Genomic DNA, 16,751 nt, shown 5'->3' on the forward strand with positions numbered 1-16,751 from the left:
CCGCCCAAGTGGTCTGATAAGTATGTCGCCCATCCGCCGCTGAACCGCGGCCCGGTACCACTCGACCCCGCCCGATGAGGAGCCGTCAGATGGTCGGCAGCACAGTGCGGAACACCACCGGCAGGCCCCGGCGGTCGCGGGCGCTCGGCGCCACCGCGGCGGCCGCCTGCGCCGCCCTCGCCCTCGCGGCCTGCGGCAGCACCAAGGACACCGGGGGAGCGGGCGGCGGGGGAGAGGGCAAGGTGGGTGTCGTCCTGCCGCTGCTCACCTCGCCGTTCTGGCAGTCGTACAACGACTACGTACCGAAGATGGCGAAGTCCGAGGACGTCGACGCGCTCAAGACCGTGAACTCCAACAGCGACCCCTCCCAGCAGATCACCGACATCAACAACCAGCTCAACCAGGGCGTGAAGGGCCTCGTCGTGGCCCCGCTCGACAGCGCCGCGGTCTCCGCCGGGCTCGACCAGGCCGAGCGCAAGGGCGTGCCCGTCGTCGCCGTGGACGTGGCCCCGGAGAAGGGCAGGGTCGCGATGGTCGTCCGCGCCGACAACGTGGCGTACGGCCGCAAGGCCTGCGACTACCTGGGCCGGCGGATCCGCAGCGGCAAGGTCGCGCAGATCATGGGCGACCTCGCGTCCGTCAACGGACGCGACCGCTCCGAGGCGTTCCGCGGCTGCGTCAAGGAGAAGTACCCCCGGCTGAAGGTCCTGGAGATCCCCGCGAAGTGGGAGTCGGACACCGCCGCGTCCAAGCTGGACACCCTGCTGAACTCCCACCCCGACCTCAAGGGCGTCTACCTCCAGGCGGGCGGCGTCTACCTCGCGCCCACGCTCCAGACCCTCAAGTCCAAGGGGATGCTGAAGAAGGCGGGCGAGAAGGGGCACATCACCGTCGTGTCGAACGACGGGATCCCCCAGGAGTTCGACGCGATCCGCAAGGGGCAGATCGACGCCACCGTCTCGCAGCCCGCCGACGCGTACGCGAAGTACGGCATGTACTACATCAAGGCCGCGATGAACGGGAAGAAGTTCTCGCCGGGCCCCACCGACCACGGCTCGACCATCGTGAAGCTGCCCGGCGGCAATCTGGAGGACCAGCTGCCCGCGCCGCTCGTCACGCGGAAGAACGTCGACGACGCCGAGCTGTGGGGCAACGCGAGCCGATGAGCACACAGCACGCGCAGAACGCGCAGAACGCGCAGAGCGCACCGCGTCCGCGCGGCGCCGCGCCCCTCGTCGAGGCGCGCGGCGTCGTCAAGCGCTACGGCCCCACCGTGGCCCTCCAGGACGGCCGGCTCACCGTCCGGGCCGGGGAGTCCCACGCCCTCGTCGGCCGCAACGGCGCGGGCAAGTCCACCCTCGTCTCCCTCCTCACCGGCCTCCAGGCCCCGGACGCGGGCAGCGTCACCTTCGACGGCGAGTCCGCGCCGCCGCTCGCCGACCGCGACGCCTGGCGCCGCAAGGCCGCCTGCGTCTACCAGAAGCCCACCGTCGTCCCCGAACTGACCGTCGCCGAGAACCTCTTCATCAACCGGCAGCCGCGGGGCCGCGGCGGACTCATCAGCTGGCGCCGCCTGCGGGCCGAGGCCGCCGACGTGCTGGGCACCTGGGACGTGCGCGTCGACCCCGACACGCGCACCGCCGACCTGAAGGTCGAGGACCGGCAGCTGGTCGAGATCGCCCGCGCCCTGAGCTTCGGGGCGCGGTTCATCGTCCTCGACGAGCCGACCGCGCAGCTCGACAACCGCGAGATCGAGCGGCTCTTCACCCGCATGCGCGCGCTCCAGGAGGCGGGCGTCACCTTCCTGTTCATCTCGCACCACCTGCAAGAGGTGTACGAGGTGTGCCAGGCCGTCACCGTGCTGCGCGACGCCCGCTGGATCACCACCGCGCCCGTCGCCGACCTGCCGCGCGCCGCCCTCGTGGAAGCCATGGCGGGCGAGGCGCTCCCCGAGAGCGGGCACCGGGCCGCGCCCGGGGTCCCCGACGAGGCGCCCGTGCGGCTCGACGTGCGCGGCCTCACCAGCCCCTCGTACGCCGAGGTCGACCTCACCGTGCGCCGCGGCGAGGTCGTCGGGCTCGCCGGGTCCAGCGGCAGCGGGAAGATCAACCTGGCCGAGTCCTTCGCGGGCCTGCACACCCCGACCGGCGGCAGCGCCACCCTCGACGGCGCCCCGCTGCCCTTCGGCGACGTGCCCGCCGCGCTGCGCGCCGGGGTCGGCTGCGTGCCCCGCGACCGGCACGGCGAGGGCCTCGTCTTCTCCCTGTCGATCGGCGACAACGCCACCCTGAGCGTCCTCGGCCGCCTCGGCCGCCTCGGCTTCGTCTCCACCGACCGCAAGCGCGGCGTCGCCCGCGAGCTCATCGAGCGGCTCGACATCCACGCCGAGGGCCCCGACCAGCCCGTCTCCGACCTCTCCGGCGGCAACGCGCAGAAGGTCGTCATGGCCAGGGCCCTCGCCTCCGAGCCGCGGCTGCTCGTCCTCATCAACCCCACCGCGGGCGTCGACGTGAAGTCCAAGGAGTCCCTGCTCGCCCGCGTCGACCGGGCCCGCGACGACGGCACCGCCGTGCTCGTCGTCTCCGACGAACTCGACGACCTGCGCCGCTGCGACCGCGTCCTCGTCCTCTTCCACGGCCGCGTCGCGGCCGAGCACCCGGCGGGCTGGCACGACCACGAGCTGATCGCCTCCATCGAAGGAGTGGCCCGTGACCAACACGGCTGACACCCCCGTGACCAACACGGCCGACGCCCCCGTGACCGACGCGGCCGACGCCAAGGCGCCCGCGCTCGCTTCCCCGCGGGCCGCGCAGCCCCGCGCCGCCAAGGCCGCCCTGCTGCGCCGCGCCCGCGAACTCGCCCTGCTGCCCGCCCTGTTGCTGCTCATGGTGCTCGGCGCCTTCGTCAACGACTCGTTCCTGACCGAGCGGAACCTCATCTCCGTCCTCGGCGCCTCCGCGGCCCTCGCGATGGTCGTCCTCGCCGAGTCCCTCGTCCTCATCACGGGGAAGTTCGACCTCTCCCTGGAGTCGGTCGTCGGCATCGCGCCCGCCGTGGGCGCGCTGCTCGTGCTGCCCGCCGCCCAGGCCGGATTCGGCACCGAACTGCCCGCCGCCGTCGGGCTGCTCGCGATCGTCCTGGTGGGCGCGGTGATCGGCGCCTTCAACGGCATCCTCGTGGTGAAGCTGAAGCTCAACGCCTTCATCGTGACCCTGGCCATGCTGATCGTGCTGCGCGGCGTGCTCGTCGGCGCCACCGAGGGCAAGACGCTCTTCGGCCTGCCGGAGTCCTTCTTCACCCTCGCCACCTCCACCTTCCTGACCGTGCCGGTCTCCGTGTGGCTCGCGGCGGCCGCGTTCGGCGTCACCGGGCTCGTCCTGAAGTACCACCGGGTCGGCCGCGCCCTGTACGCGATCGGCGGCAACGCGGACGCGGCCCGCGCCGCGGGCATCCGCGTGGAGCGCGTCATGCTCGGCGTGTTCGTCGTCGCCGGGACGCTCGCCGCCGTCGGCGGCCTGATGCAGACCGGCTACGTCGGCGCCATCAACGCCAACCAGGGCCAGAACATGATCTTCACGGTGTTCGCCGCCGCGGTCATCGGCGGCATCGGCCTGGACGGCGGCAAGGGCACCATGTTCGGCGCGCTCACCGGCGTCCTGCTGCTCGGCGTCGTCCAGAACCTGCTGACGCTCGCCCAGGTCCCGTCCTTCTGGATCCAGGCCATCTACGGCGGGATCATCCTCGTCGCCCTGATGATCGCCCGCGTCACCACGGGCCGCGCACAGGACTGAGCCGCCGCCTCCCCGCCTCCCTTCCGGAAAGGCCTTCTGTGTCCCCGACTCCCCGCCGCGTCACGGCGGTCGACACGTACGACATACGGTTCCCCACCTCGCGGGAGCTCGACGGGTCCGACGCGATGAACCCGGACCCCGACTACTCGGCCGCCTACGTCGTCCTGCGCACCGACGCCGAGGACGGCCACGAAGGACACGGCTTCACCTTCACCATCGGGCGCGGCAACGACGTCCAGGTCGCCGCCGTCGACGCGCTGCGCGCCCATGTCGTCGGCCGCCCCCTGGACACGCTCTGCGCCGACCCGGGCACCCTCCACCGCGACCTGGTCGGGGACAGCCAACTGCGCTGGCTCGGCCCCGAGAAGGGCGTGATGCACATGGCCATCGGCGCCGTCGTCAACGCCGTCTGGGACCTGGCGGCCAAGCGCGCCGCCAAGCCGCTGTGGAAGCTGCTCGCCGACGCGGACCCGGCCTGGCTCGTCTCCCAGATCGACTTCCGCTACATCGCCGACGCGCTCACGCCCGAGGACGCCCTCGCGCTCCTGCGCACGGGCCGCGACGGCGCGCGGCGGCGCGAGGCCCGGCTGCGGGAGCACGGCTACCCCGGCTACACCACATCCCCCGGCTGGCTCGGCTACAGCGACGAGAAACTCACCCGGCTCGCCCGCCAGGCCGTCGCCGACGGCTTCACCCAGATCAAGCTCAAGGTCGGCGCCGACCTCGCCGACGACGTCCGCCGCTGCCGCGCCGCCCGCGCCGCCATCGGCCCCGGCATCCGCCTCGCCATCGACGCCAACCAGCGCTGGAACCGAGACGAGGCGGTGCGCTGGACCCGCGCCCTCGCCGAGTTCGACCCGTACTGGGTGGAGGAGCCCACCAGCCCCGACGACGTCCTCGCGCACGCCGCGATCCGCGACGCCGTCGCCCCCGTGAAGGTCGCCACCGGCGAACACGTGCAGAACCGCATCGTGTTCAAGCAGCTGCTCCAGGCGGGCGCCGTCGACGTCCTCCAGATCGACGCGGCCCGCGTCGGCGGCGTCAACGAGAACCTCGCCATCCTGCTGCTCGCCGCCCGCTTCGGCGTGCCGGTGTGCCCGCACGCGGGCGGCGTCGGCCTGTGCGAACTCGTCCAGCACCTGTCGATGTTCGACTACGTGGCCCTGTCCGGCACCACCGAGAACCGCGTCATCGAGTACGTCGACCACCTCCACGAGCACTTCACCGACCCCGTGGAGGTACGTGCCGGGCACTACGCGGCGCCCACCGCCCCCGGCTTCTCGGCGACGATGCGCGCCGAGTCCATCGCCCGCTACACCTACCCCGACGGAGCGTTCTGGGCCGCCGACCGCGCCCGGCGCGAGGGAGCAGCCGCATGACGGACTTCGAGGGCCTCAGCGCCCTGGTCACCGGGGGAGCCTCCGGCATCGGCCGGGCCACCGCCGACCTCCTCGCCGCGCGCGGCGCCCGCGTCGCCGTGCTCGACCGGGACCCGGACGGCGTGCCCGAGCCGCTGCGCGCGTACACCGCCGACGTCACCGACGACACGGCGGTACGGGCCGCCGTCGCGGCGGCCGCCGCCGACCTCGGCGGCCTGGACGTCCTCGTCAACAACGCGGGCATCGGCGCGCAGGGCACCGTGGCCGACCACGACGACGCGCAGTGGCACGCCGTCCTCGACGTCAACGTCCTCGGCCTGGTCCGCACGACCCGCGCCGCCCTGCCGCACCTGCGCCGCTCCGCGCACGCGGCGATCGTCAACACCTGCTCCATCGCCGCCACCGCGGGACTTCCGCAGCGCGCCCTGTACTCGGCGTCCAAGGGCGCCGTACTGTCCCTCACGCTCGCCATGGCCGCCGACCACGTCCGCGAGGGCATCCGCGTGAACTGCGTCAACCCCGGCACCGTCGACACCCCCTGGGTCGCCCGGCTCCTGGACGCCGCCCCCGCCCCGGCCGCCGAGCGCACCGCCCTGGCCGCGCGCCAGCCCACCGGCCGCCTGGTGCGCGCCGAGGAGGTCGCGGCGGCCATCGCCTACCTCGCGAGCCCCCTGTCCGGCGCCACCACCGGCACGGCGCTCGCCGTGGACGGCGGTATGCAGGGCCTGCGGCTCAGGCCGGCGGCCCCCCGGTGAACGGCATGCGCACCCGGCGCCTGGGCCGCGGCCCGGTCGCCGTCGGCGAACTGTCCCTCGGCGGCGCGGGCCTGGGCAACCTCTACGCGCCGGTCGGCGACGAGACCGCCGCCCAAGCCCTGGAAGTGGCCTGGGACGCGGGCCTGCGCACCTTCGACACGGCCCCGCACTACGGCCTCGGCCTGTCCGAACGGCGGCTCGGCGCGGCCCTGCGCGGGCGCCCCCGCGACGCGTACACCCTCTCCACCAAGGTGGGGCGGCTCCTGGAGCCGGTCACCGGCCCCGTCCACGGCGACGACCTGGCCGACGGCGGCTTCGCCGTGCCCGCCGCGCACCGCCGCCGCTGGGACTTCAGCGCGGACGGCGTGCGCCGCTCCCTGGAGTCGAGCCTGACCCGCCTCGGCCTCGACCGCGTGGACGTCGTCTACCTCCACGACCCCGACGACCACGGCGAACAGGCCTTCCGCGAGGGCTATCCGGCCCTGGAGCGGCTGCGCGCCGAAGGCGTCGTGGGCGCGATCGGCGTGGGCATGAACCAGGCCCGGATGCTCACGCGCTTCGTGTGCGACACCGACGTCGACGCCGTGCTGTGCGCGGGCCGCTACACCCTCCTGGACCACTCGGCGCTGCCCGCCCTGCTGCCCGCCGCGCACGCGCGCGGCGTGTCCGTCGTCATCGGCGGCGTCTTCAACTCCGGCCTCCTCGCCGACCCCCGGGACGGGGCCCGCTTCGACTACGCGCAGGCGCCGCCCGCGCTGCTCGACCGCGCCCGGCGGCTGCGCGAGGTCGCCGCACGGCACGGCGTCGGGCTGCGCGCCGCGGCCCTGGCCTTCCCGTTCGGGCACCCGGCCGTGACGAGCGTGCTCGTCGGCGTCCACGGCCCGGACCAGGTCCGCGACGCCGTGGCGCAGTTCGCCGTGGACGTGCCCGCCGCCTTCTGGGACCGCGCGCGGGCCGATGGCCTGCTGCCGCCGCACGTGCCCGTACCGGGGGAGGAGCTGCCGTGACGAGCCGGACCGAAGGGGCAACCACCGCTCCGGAGGCGGTCGTCGACGCCCATCACCACGTGTGGGACCTCGCCGTGCGCGACCAGGACTGGATCACCGGGCCCGCGCTGGCCCCGCTGCGGCGCGACTTCACGCTCGCGGACCTCGCGCCGCACGCCCGCGCGCACGGCGTCACCGCCACCGTCCTCGTGCAGACCGTCACCGTGCCCGAGGAGACCCCGGAGCTCCTGGCCCTCGCGGCGGACGGCGGCCTGGTCGCCGGGGTGGTCGGCTGGACCGACCTCACCCGGCCCGGCGTCGCCGACACCCTGGCCGCGCTCCGCGAACTCCCCGGCGGGCGCCGCCTGGTGGGCATCCGCCACCAGGTGCAGAGCGAACCCGACCCCGAGTGGCTGCTGCGCGCGGACACGCGGCGCGGCCTCGCCGCCGTGGCGGACGCGGGGCTCGCGTACGACCTCGTGGTGCGCCCGGACCAGCTGGCGCGGTGCGCCGAGGCGGCCGCACGCCTGCCCCACCTCACCTTCGTCCTCGACCACCTGGGCAAACCGCCCGTGGCCTCCGGCGCCCTCGAACCCTGGGCGGCGTCGCTGCGCGCCCTCGCGGCCCTGCCGAACACCGTGTGCAAGCTGTCCGGCCTGGTGACCGAAGCCGACTGGACGGCCTGGACGGTGGCCGACCTCAGGCCCTACGCGGACACCGTCCTGGACGCCTTCGGGCCCGGGCGCCTGATGTTCGGCTCGGACTGGCCGGTGTGCGGGCTCGCCGCCTCGTACGCCCAAGTCGTCGACGCCGCACGGGCGGTGACGGCGGACCTGAGCGCCGCCGAGCGCGCGCGGGTGTTCGCGGGCACGGCCCGGCGCGTGTACGGCCTGCCGGAGCCGGACCGGGCCGAGGCGGGCGGCCTCAGCCCTCCGGGTCCCGCTGCTCCGCAGGGACCGCCGGGGTGACCCCGGCAGGCCCCTCCGGCGGCAGGGCCTCCTCCTCGGGGTACTCCTCGGTCTTGGGGCCGTGCGTGCCGCGCGGCGGCCCCGCCCAGATCCCCAGGTCGTCGAGGTCGTCGAGGTCGTCGAGGTCGTCGAGGTCGTCGGGTACGTCGGGTGCGGCGGACACGCCGTCCGGGTCGGCGGTCGGAGCGTCAGGATCGGTCATCGGTGTCTCCTCGGGTCCGGCGGCGTGGTTCATAGATCTCCACGAGGTCCAGGTCGGTCGCTCGTACGTACAGGCCGCCCGTGCCGGGCAGCCGCGGCCCGAACGCGCCGTCGGCCTCCATGCGGTACTGGGATTCCAGGAAGAGGTCGCCGGGCTGGGGGTAGGCGGAGGCGCGCGAGCGCGTGCCGTACCAGCCTCCCGCCCAGCCGCCGTTCTTGAGCCGCACCCGCACGAAACACGCCCCCCGGTCCTGGAACAGGGCGTCCCAGGCCGTGGGGGTGCGCTCGTGCAGGGCCGCGCGCCGCCGCCGCGTCCAGCGGGCCTCCACCCAGGCCAGCAGGGCGGGCACGGCGACGGCGAGCAGCAGCAGGCACAGGCCGAACGCGCGCGGACGGTCCGCCACACCGGCGAGGGCCGTCCTCCCGCCGCCCCGCAGCAGCCGGACGAGCTGCGGCCCCGCGGCCATCAGATACACCGTGTCGAGCAGCACGCCCACACCCAGGGCGCGCAGGATCCGGTTGCCGCTCTCCTGCTCGGCCTCCCGGATGCCGAGGAAGCCCTCCCTGGCGAAGAGGTACGTGGTCCCGGGCAGCACGAGGAGCACCACGATCGCCAGCTGCTGGACCGTGCCGGGGGTCATTCACGTGCCTTTCGCCGGGTCCGGCGGCCGCGCCTGCCGCCCCCGCCACCGGACGTGTCGCCCCGTCGGGCCTCCCAGGCCACACCTTGCGCCAGTTTCCGCAGATCGTCCAGGTCGCCGAGGTGCGCGCGCAGCTTCACCCAGTCGCCCTGCGCGCGGCCGATCCGCGTCAGCTCCCGCCCGGCCCGGCCCAGCAGTTCGGCCGCGGCCGCCTCGTCGTCCCGGGCCCGGGAGAGGCGGCCGAGCACCAGCAGGAGGAAGGCGGCGAGCATGCGGTGCGGCTCCCGCGTGCGCCTCTCCAGGAGGAGCAGCGCACGCGAGAAGCAGGTCGCCGCGCGGTCGAGCCGGGCACGGCCCAGGCTCTCCACCCCGTCGACGACGAGGGCGCACACCTGGGACAGCACGCCGGGGCCGAGGGCCGGTGCGTCCGGCAGGCCGGCGAGCGTCCGGTCCGCCTCCTGAAGGAGCCGCACGGTCTCGCGCCGCTGCGGGCGGGCCCCGCCCATCGACTCGGTGAGGACCAGGACGTGGTCCAGTACGCCGACGGCGTCCGCCGCCCGCCCCCGGGCGAGGAGGGCCGCGCCGAGCAGCAGGCAGGCGCGCGCCGTCTGCGGCCGCAGCCCCGCCGCGGCGAAGACGGAGCGGCAGTCCTGGAGGAAGGCCAGCTCGCGCTCGCCCGTGGGCTGCCCGGACTCCAGGGCGAGCAGGGCGTTGCTCCCCGCCTTGACCAGCGTCTCGCGCGCGTCGGCCCGGCGGCAGTGCGTCCAGCTCTCCAGATACGAGGCGAGCCCGCGGGCGAGGTCACCGGAGCGGCTGTGGGCCACGCCCAGGTTGAGGCGCACGTGGCCGAGGAGGGCGTCGTCGGCCGCGGCCTGCTCGGTGGCGATCCGCAGGGCCCGCTCTCCGGTGCTGACCGCCTCGTCGTAGCGCTCCTCGTCCGCGTAGGCCAGACAGAGGCAGCCGAGCAGATAGCTCAGGGTGTCGGGGGCGGTGGTGCGCCGGAGCTGGGGCAGTTCGACGAGCTGGAGGTGCGCGATCCGCGCGTACGCGGGCATCCGCTCCAGCTCCGCGAAGTCCCGGGCGGGCGGGGGCGGCTTCACGTGCCCACCAGCGCGAAGGGCGCCCACAAGTAGGGGTGGGCGAAGGGCTGTTCAGGCACCCCTACGGACGAAAGGCGGTGCCGGACGCCGTCGGGAAGCCAGTCCAGGGCGAGCAGTGCGGACAGGGGCGCGGACCGCAGCCACAGCTGGGCCGCCCGCAGGGCCCGCGCGGGCGTGGGCGGTCCGGGCGGCGCCTGCCCGGGGCCCGGGTCGGCGTCGAGGCCGAGCAGCCGCCGGTAGCAGGCGAGCATCAGCAGGACGGCCGCGCTGTCGCGGGCCTCCCACTGCGTGCAGACGACCCCGGCCCCGCCCGCGAGCATGATGCCCGTGGGCAGGCCGATCGCCTCGTCGGGCAGCCGGGCGTCGACCAGACCCGACTCGCAGGCGGACAGCGTCACGAGCCGGGCGCGCTCCAGCGGCCGGGGCCGGGCGTCCAGCAGGTCGGCCAGGGTGACGCGGCCGCCGTCCAGGTCGAGCCCCGAGGCCAGCGGATCGCCGGGGTCGTAGGCGCCGTGGCAGGCCAGATGCACATGGGTGGCGCGGGACAGGCCGGTCAGCAGGTCCCGGGTCACGTGGTGGCCCTCGCCGACGGCGGCGAAGAGACGGGTGAGCGCCGCCGCCTCCTGCGCGGCCAGCAGGCCGCTGTCCGCGCCGGAGTCGGACGCCGCGACGAGGACCGGGACGGACGGCGCGGCCCCGGCCCGCCGCCGGGCCGCGCGCAGCAGCCGCACCGAGGGGGCGTAGGCCACGGAGTGCGTGGCGAGCAGCGGTTCGCCGGTCGCGGGCAGCGTCGCGGCGTGCAGCGGAAGGTGGGCCAGGGGGCCGCAGGCCACCACGGTCGCGCCCGCCGCCGCGGGGCCGAGGGCGGCGGCGAGCGGCGCGACCAGACGGCTGCCGAGCCGGGCCAGCAGGGGCCGCAGCCCGCGCCCGTCGGCGCGCGCCGCCCCGGCGATCCCCTGGGCCAGGCCGGTGGCCTCCGTGGCGGTGAGCGGCGACCACACGGCTTCGAGGCCGGGCCCGGTGTCACTCCCGTGCCGGACGATCAGCGACACGCTCCCGGCCTGTGCGCAGGCGACGTAGCACAGCGGCTCCCCGGGGCGGGCCGCGGCACGGACGTCGGCCCACGTCGTGTGCCGGAGGAAGGTCTCCATGCCGGGCAGTTCCTGGATCCGCGCGACGGCGGCCGCCAGCGCGGCACGGGCCTCCCCGAGGAGCTCGCCCACCTCGTACTCGGCGGCCTCGACCTGCCGCCCGTCGCCCGCGGCGGAACGCGGCCTGCCCAGCTCGCGGTTGCGGGACTCCAGGGCCTGCACGGCCTCGGCGGCCCGTGCGTAGGCGGCGTGCGCCTGCGGGTCCGTCCGGGACACCTCCTTGAGCTGGGCCCGGTCCGGCGAGAGCGCCAGGTTGAAGGTGCGCGTCCGGCCCCGCTCCAGGCACAGCACCGCGTCCTGGAGCCGCCCCGCACGGGCGAGCGCGTAGGCGGCCCGCTGGTGCAGGTCCCCCGCCGACCTGAGGTGCCGCTCCCGCGACGCGCTCACCAGGCAGGACCGGAACAGCTCGTCGTCGGCCGCCACGGCCTGCCCGTACGCGGCGCTCGCCCGGGGCCAGTCGTCCCGCCCGGCGACGGCGTTCCCGAGGCCCGTCGCCACCTCGCGCAGCACCTCGGGGCGGTCCTGCGCCCGGTCCACCGCCGCTTCGAGGGCCGACAGCTCAAGGGCCCGCAGCTCGCTCTCCCGGGCCGGGTCGAGGGCCCGGCAGCGCCGGGCGGCGTCCGCCACCTGGCCGTGCGCGAGGGCGAGTTCCACCCGGGTCGGCAGCCCCTCGTAGGCGTCGACGGCCTCCCGCACGTGGCGCAGGCCCTGCCGGGCCGTGGCCACCGGATCGTCGGCCGCGCCCCGCTCCGCCTGCCGGAGCAGGGCGAAGCCGAGCTTGGTGGTGGAGCGGGCCCACAGCTGCGGAGTGGTGTCCTTGGGGCGGTCCGCGAGGGCGGCCCGGTGCAGCCGCACCTCCTCGTCGTACGCGCCGAGGGCGTGGGCGATGAGGGCCAGCTTGTCGCGGGTGCTGGACGCCTCGGTGCGGTCCCCGACGCGTTCGTAGATCCGCAGTGCGCGCAGGGCGTGCTCACGGGCCCGGAGGTGGTTGTCCCGTCTGTCCCCGCGGACCCGCTTGCACAGCGACACCGCCAGCCTGGCCTGGGTGTTGGCCCACTGCTCGGGGTCGGTCTCCTCCGACTCGACCTCGTTGAGCCGTTCGTAGAGGCGGATCACCTGTTCCTGGTTCACGGCCGGGTCGCCCTGCTGCCGTACGTTGTAGGCCCCCGCGAGGAGGCTCTGGGCGTCGCACCACAGGTATTTGGCGGCGGCGGGGTCGAGCCGTTCGACGACCGGCCGCAGCAGGCCGATGGCCTCCTCGATCTCCTCGGGGCCCGACTGGGTGCCCCGTTCGACGAGCACGACCGCCAGTTCGGTGCGGGCCCGCGCCCACGTCTCCGCGGACGTCTCGGGCGTCACCGCCTCCAGGGCCGTGCGCAGATGGCGCATCGCGTACTCCTGGTTGGCGCGGAAGTCGCCGATGGCCCGCCGCCCGTAGGTGCGCCCCACTTCGAGGTGGGCGACGGCCCGGGCCGTGGCGTCCTCGTCGTCGGCGAGGCCGCGGGCCGTGCGGAGCAGCAGACCGATGCCGCGTTCGACGTCGATCACGTCGCCTTCGCGGCGCATGGCGCACAGGGCCTGGCCCAGGCACATCCGGAGGGTGGCCCGCAGGCCGGGGTGGGCGTCGCCGTCGCCGAGCAGGTCGAGACCCTGCTCGGCCAGGTGCACGAGCTCGTCGACGAGCGGCCCGTGGGTGACGGACCGGCCGAGGCCGGGCGGCCACTTCGCGGCGATCCCTTCGAGGATCTCCAGCACCCGCGCCGGTGGCGGCCCGTCCCCGGACTTGACGAGGAACGAGCCCGACTCCTCGGCCGGGAGGTCGTCCGACACGTAGGAGCGCAGGAAGACGGAGGCCGCCTCGAAGGGCAGACAGACGCTGCCGAACTCCTCCGCCTCCTCGGCGCTGACCGGGCCGAGCCGGTCCAGGAGGGCGTCCACATAGGTCTTCCGGTTCGCCTCGTCGGCCGTGGCCGAGGAGTCCGGCGGGCAGAAGAAGAACAGCTGCGGCACGGAGCGGCTGCCGTACACGAGCAGCGGAACGCCCCGGCGGGTCCTGGTCGCGCAGACCGGGCACGTGACCGCGGGGACCTCTCCGGCGATCACCTTCTCGACCAGGTCCGGCCGCGCGTCGGCGTCGACGGCCATGTACGTCTCGTCGTCCGCCGACGCGCCGCAGTCCTCGCAGTTCCAGCGGAACCGCAGGACGGACGAATAGTCCATCGTTCCCCCCGAGAGCGCCCGCCCCACCCCCTGGCGCGAGCCCGTCCCTTCCCCTGGGGAGGAACGGTAGAGCCGGGCGCCGAGCGTGTCCAAGGCATGCGACAGGACGGGCATGCCGGAGTACTATCCGCCCTCCCGTCGCCGCGCCGCGTCGAGCCGGGTCGGCGGCAGGAACTCCCGTACGTACGTGCGCTCCCAGCACGCGCCCGTCGCGCGCAGCTCGCGCCAGGTGGTGTAGCGGTAGCGGTACAGGCGGGCCCGCACGTACCGCGGCGGCCGGTCGGGGAAGGGGCAGTGGCGCAGCAGCCGCAGGGTGTCGCGGTCGCCCTCCAGGAGCCGCTCCACCAGCGGCCCGAACCAGGCGCGCGCGTACGCGGGGGAGAGCCCGGCGAACCACATCAGCCAGTCGAGCCGCAGATGGTACGGGGCGAACTGGCGCGGCCAGCGCCGCGGGTCGCCCGGCTTGCCCTTGAACGCGTACTCCCGCCACGCGGAGTCCCGCCGGGGCACCTCGTCCGCCGTGCCCTCGACGACCACCTCCTGGCGCACCCGGCTGACGCTGCCGAACGCCCCGTAGGCGTTGACCAGGTGCAGCGGGTCGAAGGAGGTGTTCATGATCTGCCGCCGCGACAGCATGTTGCGCGCCGGGCGGTGGCTCAGGGCGAGCAGCGCGACGGTGACGGCGATGACGAGGACCTCGTACCAGAGCGGGGGAGCGGCGAGGCGCGCCGGCGGGTCCGCCGCGTCGCCGGGGAAGAGGCGGAAGTCGACGGCGGACAGGGCGAGCGCGACCGTCAGCCAGTTCAGCCAGGAGAAGTTGCCGGAGAGCACCAGCCACAGCTGGGTGACGGCCATCAGACAGGCCGCGACCGTCGCCACCGGCTGCGGGGTGAAGAGCAGGAAGGGGACGACGAGTTGGGTGACGTGGTTGGCCGCGGCCTCCGCGCGGTGCAGCGGGCGCGGCAGGTGGTGGAAGAACCAGCTCAGCGGCCCCGGCATCGGCTGGGTCTCGTGGTGGAAGTACAGACAGGTGAGCCGGCGCCAGCAGGAGTCCCCGCGCATCTTGATCAGGCCCGCCCCGAACTCCACGCGGAACAGGACCCAGCGCAGCAGGAACAGGACGAGGACCGGCGGCCCGACGTCGTCCCCCGCCAGGAACACGGCGAGGAAGCCGACTTCGAGGAGCAGCGACTCCCAGCCGAAGGCGTACCAGGTCTGCCCCACGTTCACGACGGACAGGTACAGGACCCACGGCAGCAGCCAGAGCGCCATCGCGGCCCCGAGCGGCAGCCGTCCGTCCACGCCCGCGAGGAGCGCGGCGGAGACCGCGCAGCCCGCCCAGGCGCAGCCCGCGAAGAACCGGTCCGAGTAGTGCAGCTGGAACAGGCTCGGCGCGGCCCGGAACGGCACCCGCGCGACGTACCGGGGCACCGGCAGCATCCCGCGCTCGCCGATGAGGGCGCGGAACTGCAGCGCAGCGCCGAGGAAGGCGACGAGGTAGACCGCGGCGAGCGCCCGCTGGAAGACCAGCCGGCTCAGCCAGTACCCGTCAGCCGTGAACCACTCCACCTCACCATTGTGACGCTGAGTGAGCCACCGGTCCCGTCGGCCCGCGCCGCGCGCGGCGGCCCCTAGGGCGTCACGAGCCCGGCCTCGTACGCGATGATCACCAGCTGCACCCGGTCGCGCGCCCCCAGCTTGGCGAGCAGCCGGGTCACATACGTCTTCGCCGTGGCCACGCTGATGCACAGGCGCTCGGCCATCTCGGTGTTGGACAGGCCGCTGCCGACGAGCGTGAGCACCTCGCGCTCCCGCTCGGTGATGCCGGTGACCTCCCGGGCCGGGGCGGCCGCGGCCCGCGGGCGGACCGCGAACTCCTTGATGAGGCGGCCGGTGACGCTCGGCGCGATCAGGCCGTCCCCGGCCGCGACGACCCGCACCGCGCCCAGGATGTCGTCGAGCGCCATGTCCTTGACCAGGAACCCCGACGCCCCGGCGCGCAGCGCCCCGTACACGTACTCGTCGTCGTCGAACGTCGTCAGGACGACGACCCTGGTGGCGCTCCCGGCCGCGGTGATCCGGCCGGTGGCCTCGATGCCGTCCACGCCGGGCATGCGGATGTCCATCACCACGACGTCGGGCGCGAGTTCCCCGGCGAGCCGGACGGCCTCGGCGCCGTCCCCGGCCTCGCCGACGACGTCGAGCCCCTCGGCCTCGGCGATGACCATGCTGAGGGCCGTGCGCACCAGGGGCTGGTCGTCGACGAGCAGCACGCGGACCGTCATCGCGCACCCGCCGGGACCGGAAGGCGCGCCGCGACCCGGAAGCCGCCGCCGGGGCAGGGCCGCGCGGAGAAGTCGCCGTGCAGCAGGCTCACCCGCTCCCGCATGCCGAGCAGCCCGTAGCCGGAGCCCTGGCCGTCCCCCGCGCCGGTGCCCTTGCCCTTGCCTTCGTCGACCACCTCGATCCGCAGCTCCTTGCGGTGGCGCTCCACGGTCACCCGGCAGGACGCGGTGCCCGCGTGCCGCACCACGTTGGTGACCGCCTCCTGGATGATCCGGTACGCCGACACGTCGACCTCCGGCGGCAGCGGCCGGGGCGACCCCAGCCAGCGCACGTCGACGCGGACCCCGGCCGCCGTCGTCCGCGCGGCGAGCCGGTTGACGTCCGCGAGCCCCGGGCTCGGGTCGAGCGGCGCCGCGTCGGCGGCCCCGCCCGGCTCGGCCTGCCGCAGCGCGCCGAGCATCCGGCGCAGGCCCGACAGCGTGTCGCGGCTCGCGGTCTCCACCGCGCCGAGGGCGCCCCGCGCGAGCTCGGGCCGGGTGTCGATGACGCGCCGGGCGGCACCGGCCTGGAGGGCGACGATGCCGATGGTGTGCGCGACCATGTCGTGCAGTTCGCGCGCGATGCGCAGCCGTTCGGCGGTGACCGCCTGCGCGGCCGCCTGGGCGCGCACCTGCTCGGCGTGCGCGCGGGACTCGTGCGTGGCCCGGCCGAGGAGCCAGGCGATGACGGCGGTGAGCGCGACGGTCAGCTCGGCGGAGGTGCCGACGACCCAGCCGCTCAGGAGCCGTACGGCGAGATAGGCGGCCAGGGTCCCGAGCGCCATGGCGAGGGCCACGGCCCCGGTCCTGCGCGGCCGGAACGCGGCGACGAAGTACAGGGCGACGTCGACCGCGAGGAACTGCAGCAGCGGGATCTCGCCCACGCTCAGCGGCATCGCCCCCAGGGCGGAACCGGCGAGCAGCAGCGTGAGGCCCCGCAGCGGGCGGCGTTCGACGCGGACGCAGCCCGCCAGGGTGACGGCGGTCGCGAGCGCGAGGGTCACCAGGCCGTCCCACCGGAAGAGCAGCACGCCCGGCCAGACGGACGGCTGCGACTCGCCGGGCAGCCGGAACCGGAAGAGGAAGGTGAGCGCCGAGCCCGCACACCAGGCGAGCGCCATCCAGGTGGCCGGGGAACGGCGCTTGAGCAGGGGCGGGGCCGATGTCGCGGACATGCCCGGCATCGTAACCAGATGATCGACAACGGGCATCGGACCAGGGGTGTACACCCACGG

Annotated in this window: 14 protein-coding genes; 7 read left to right on the plus strand and 7 right to left on the minus strand. The window is 75.0% G+C overall.

Going from position 1 to position 16,751, the window contains the following annotated elements; all coding sequences use genetic code 11:
• Positions 1 to 89: 89 nt before the first annotated feature.
• From C9F11_RS34720 to C9F11_RS34750, 7 genes are all read left to right on the plus strand, one after another.
• Positions 90 to 1,166: a sugar ABC transporter substrate-binding protein gene (locus C9F11_RS34720; protein ID WP_138963197.1), complete on the plus strand. Its 1,077-nt coding sequence runs from the start codon at positions 90 to 92 to the stop codon at positions 1,164 to 1,166.
• Positions 1,163 to 2,725 carry a sugar ABC transporter ATP-binding protein gene (locus C9F11_RS34725; protein ID WP_138963199.1) on the plus strand — a complete coding sequence of 521 codons (1,563 nt, stop codon included), beginning with the start codon at positions 1,163 to 1,165 and terminating at the stop codon, positions 2,723 to 2,725. Before C9F11_RS34720 ends, C9F11_RS34725 begins: the two co-directional genes overlap by 4 nt.
• A 160-nt stretch (positions 2,726 to 2,885) precedes the next feature.
• Positions 2,886 to 3,791 carry an ABC transporter permease gene (locus tag C9F11_RS34730; RefSeq protein ID WP_249402260.1) on the plus strand — a complete coding sequence of 302 codons (906 nt, stop codon included), beginning with the start codon at positions 2,886 to 2,888 and terminating at the stop codon, positions 3,789 to 3,791.
• A 38-nt stretch (positions 3,792 to 3,829) separates the two neighbouring features.
• Positions 3,830 to 5,170 (plus strand): enolase C-terminal domain-like protein, encoded by a 1,341-nt coding sequence (locus C9F11_RS34735; RefSeq protein WP_138963201.1) that lies wholly within the window; start codon positions 3,830 to 3,832, stop codon positions 5,168 to 5,170.
• A complete protein-coding gene (locus C9F11_RS34740) occupies positions 5,167 to 5,925 on the plus strand; it encodes an SDR family oxidoreductase (RefSeq protein WP_138963203.1) in 759 nt (252 codons plus the stop codon). Before C9F11_RS34735 ends, C9F11_RS34740 begins: the two co-directional genes overlap by 4 nt.
• Positions 5,926 to 5,930: 5 nt before the next feature.
• Positions 5,931 to 6,932 (plus strand): aldo/keto reductase, encoded by a 1,002-nt coding sequence (locus tag C9F11_RS34745; RefSeq protein ID WP_138963205.1) that lies wholly within the window; start codon positions 5,931 to 5,933, stop codon positions 6,930 to 6,932.
• Complete coding sequence (locus tag C9F11_RS34750) at positions 6,929 to 7,879, plus strand: amidohydrolase family protein (protein ID WP_138963207.1); 951 nt, start codon at positions 6,929 to 6,931, stop codon at positions 7,877 to 7,879. The genes C9F11_RS34745 and C9F11_RS34750 overlap by 4 nt, the downstream gene beginning before the upstream one ends.
• Here C9F11_RS34750 and C9F11_RS47630 read toward each other — a convergent pair.
• The 7 genes from C9F11_RS47630 to C9F11_RS34785 all read right to left on the minus strand — a co-directional run bounded on the left by C9F11_RS47630 (position 7,836) and on the right by C9F11_RS34785 (position 16,691).
• Positions 7,836 to 8,081, minus strand: a complete 246-nt coding sequence (locus tag C9F11_RS47630) for a hypothetical protein (protein WP_171075925.1) — start codon at positions 8,079 to 8,081, stop codon at positions 7,836 to 7,838. The two genes, C9F11_RS34750 and C9F11_RS47630, sit on opposite strands and share 44 nt — an antisense overlap.
• The gene (locus C9F11_RS34760) at positions 8,068 to 8,721 is read right to left on the minus strand and encodes a DUF6338 family protein (RefSeq protein WP_138963209.1); all 654 of its coding nucleotides are present in this window, start codon (positions 8,719 to 8,721) and stop codon (positions 8,068 to 8,070) included. The genes C9F11_RS47630 and C9F11_RS34760 overlap by 14 nt, the downstream gene beginning before the upstream one ends.
• Entirely contained in the window at positions 8,718 to 9,821 is a 1,104-nt protein-coding gene (locus C9F11_RS34765) for a tetratricopeptide repeat protein (protein WP_138963211.1), read from the minus strand. The genes C9F11_RS34760 and C9F11_RS34765 overlap by 4 nt, the downstream gene beginning before the upstream one ends.
• A complete protein-coding gene (locus tag C9F11_RS34770; RefSeq protein WP_171075926.1) occupies positions 9,818 to 13,192 on the minus strand; it encodes a CHAT domain-containing protein in 3,375 nt (1,124 codons plus the stop codon). Before C9F11_RS34770 ends, C9F11_RS34765 begins: the two co-directional genes overlap by 4 nt.
• 123 nt (positions 13,193 to 13,315) lie before the next feature.
• The gene (locus C9F11_RS34775) at positions 13,316 to 14,761 is read right to left on the minus strand and encodes a lipase maturation factor family protein (protein ID WP_138963215.1); all 1,446 of its coding nucleotides are present in this window, start codon (positions 14,759 to 14,761) and stop codon (positions 13,316 to 13,318) included.
• 62 nt (positions 14,762 to 14,823) lie between these two features.
• On the minus strand, positions 14,824 to 15,477 hold the full coding sequence (locus C9F11_RS34780; RefSeq protein ID WP_138963217.1) for a response regulator transcription factor: 654 nt from the start codon (positions 15,475 to 15,477) through the stop codon (positions 14,824 to 14,826).
• Positions 15,474 to 16,691, minus strand: coding sequence for a sensor histidine kinase (locus C9F11_RS34785; RefSeq protein WP_138963219.1), 1,218 nt, complete (start codon positions 16,689 to 16,691; stop codon positions 15,474 to 15,476). The genes C9F11_RS34780 and C9F11_RS34785 overlap by 4 nt, the downstream gene beginning before the upstream one ends.
• Positions 16,692 to 16,751: the final 60 nt, after the last annotated feature.

The sequence above is a fragment of the Streptomyces sp. YIM 121038 genome (assembly GCF_006088715.1).
GTDB lineage: Bacteria > Actinomycetota > Actinomycetes > Streptomycetales > Streptomycetaceae > Streptomyces.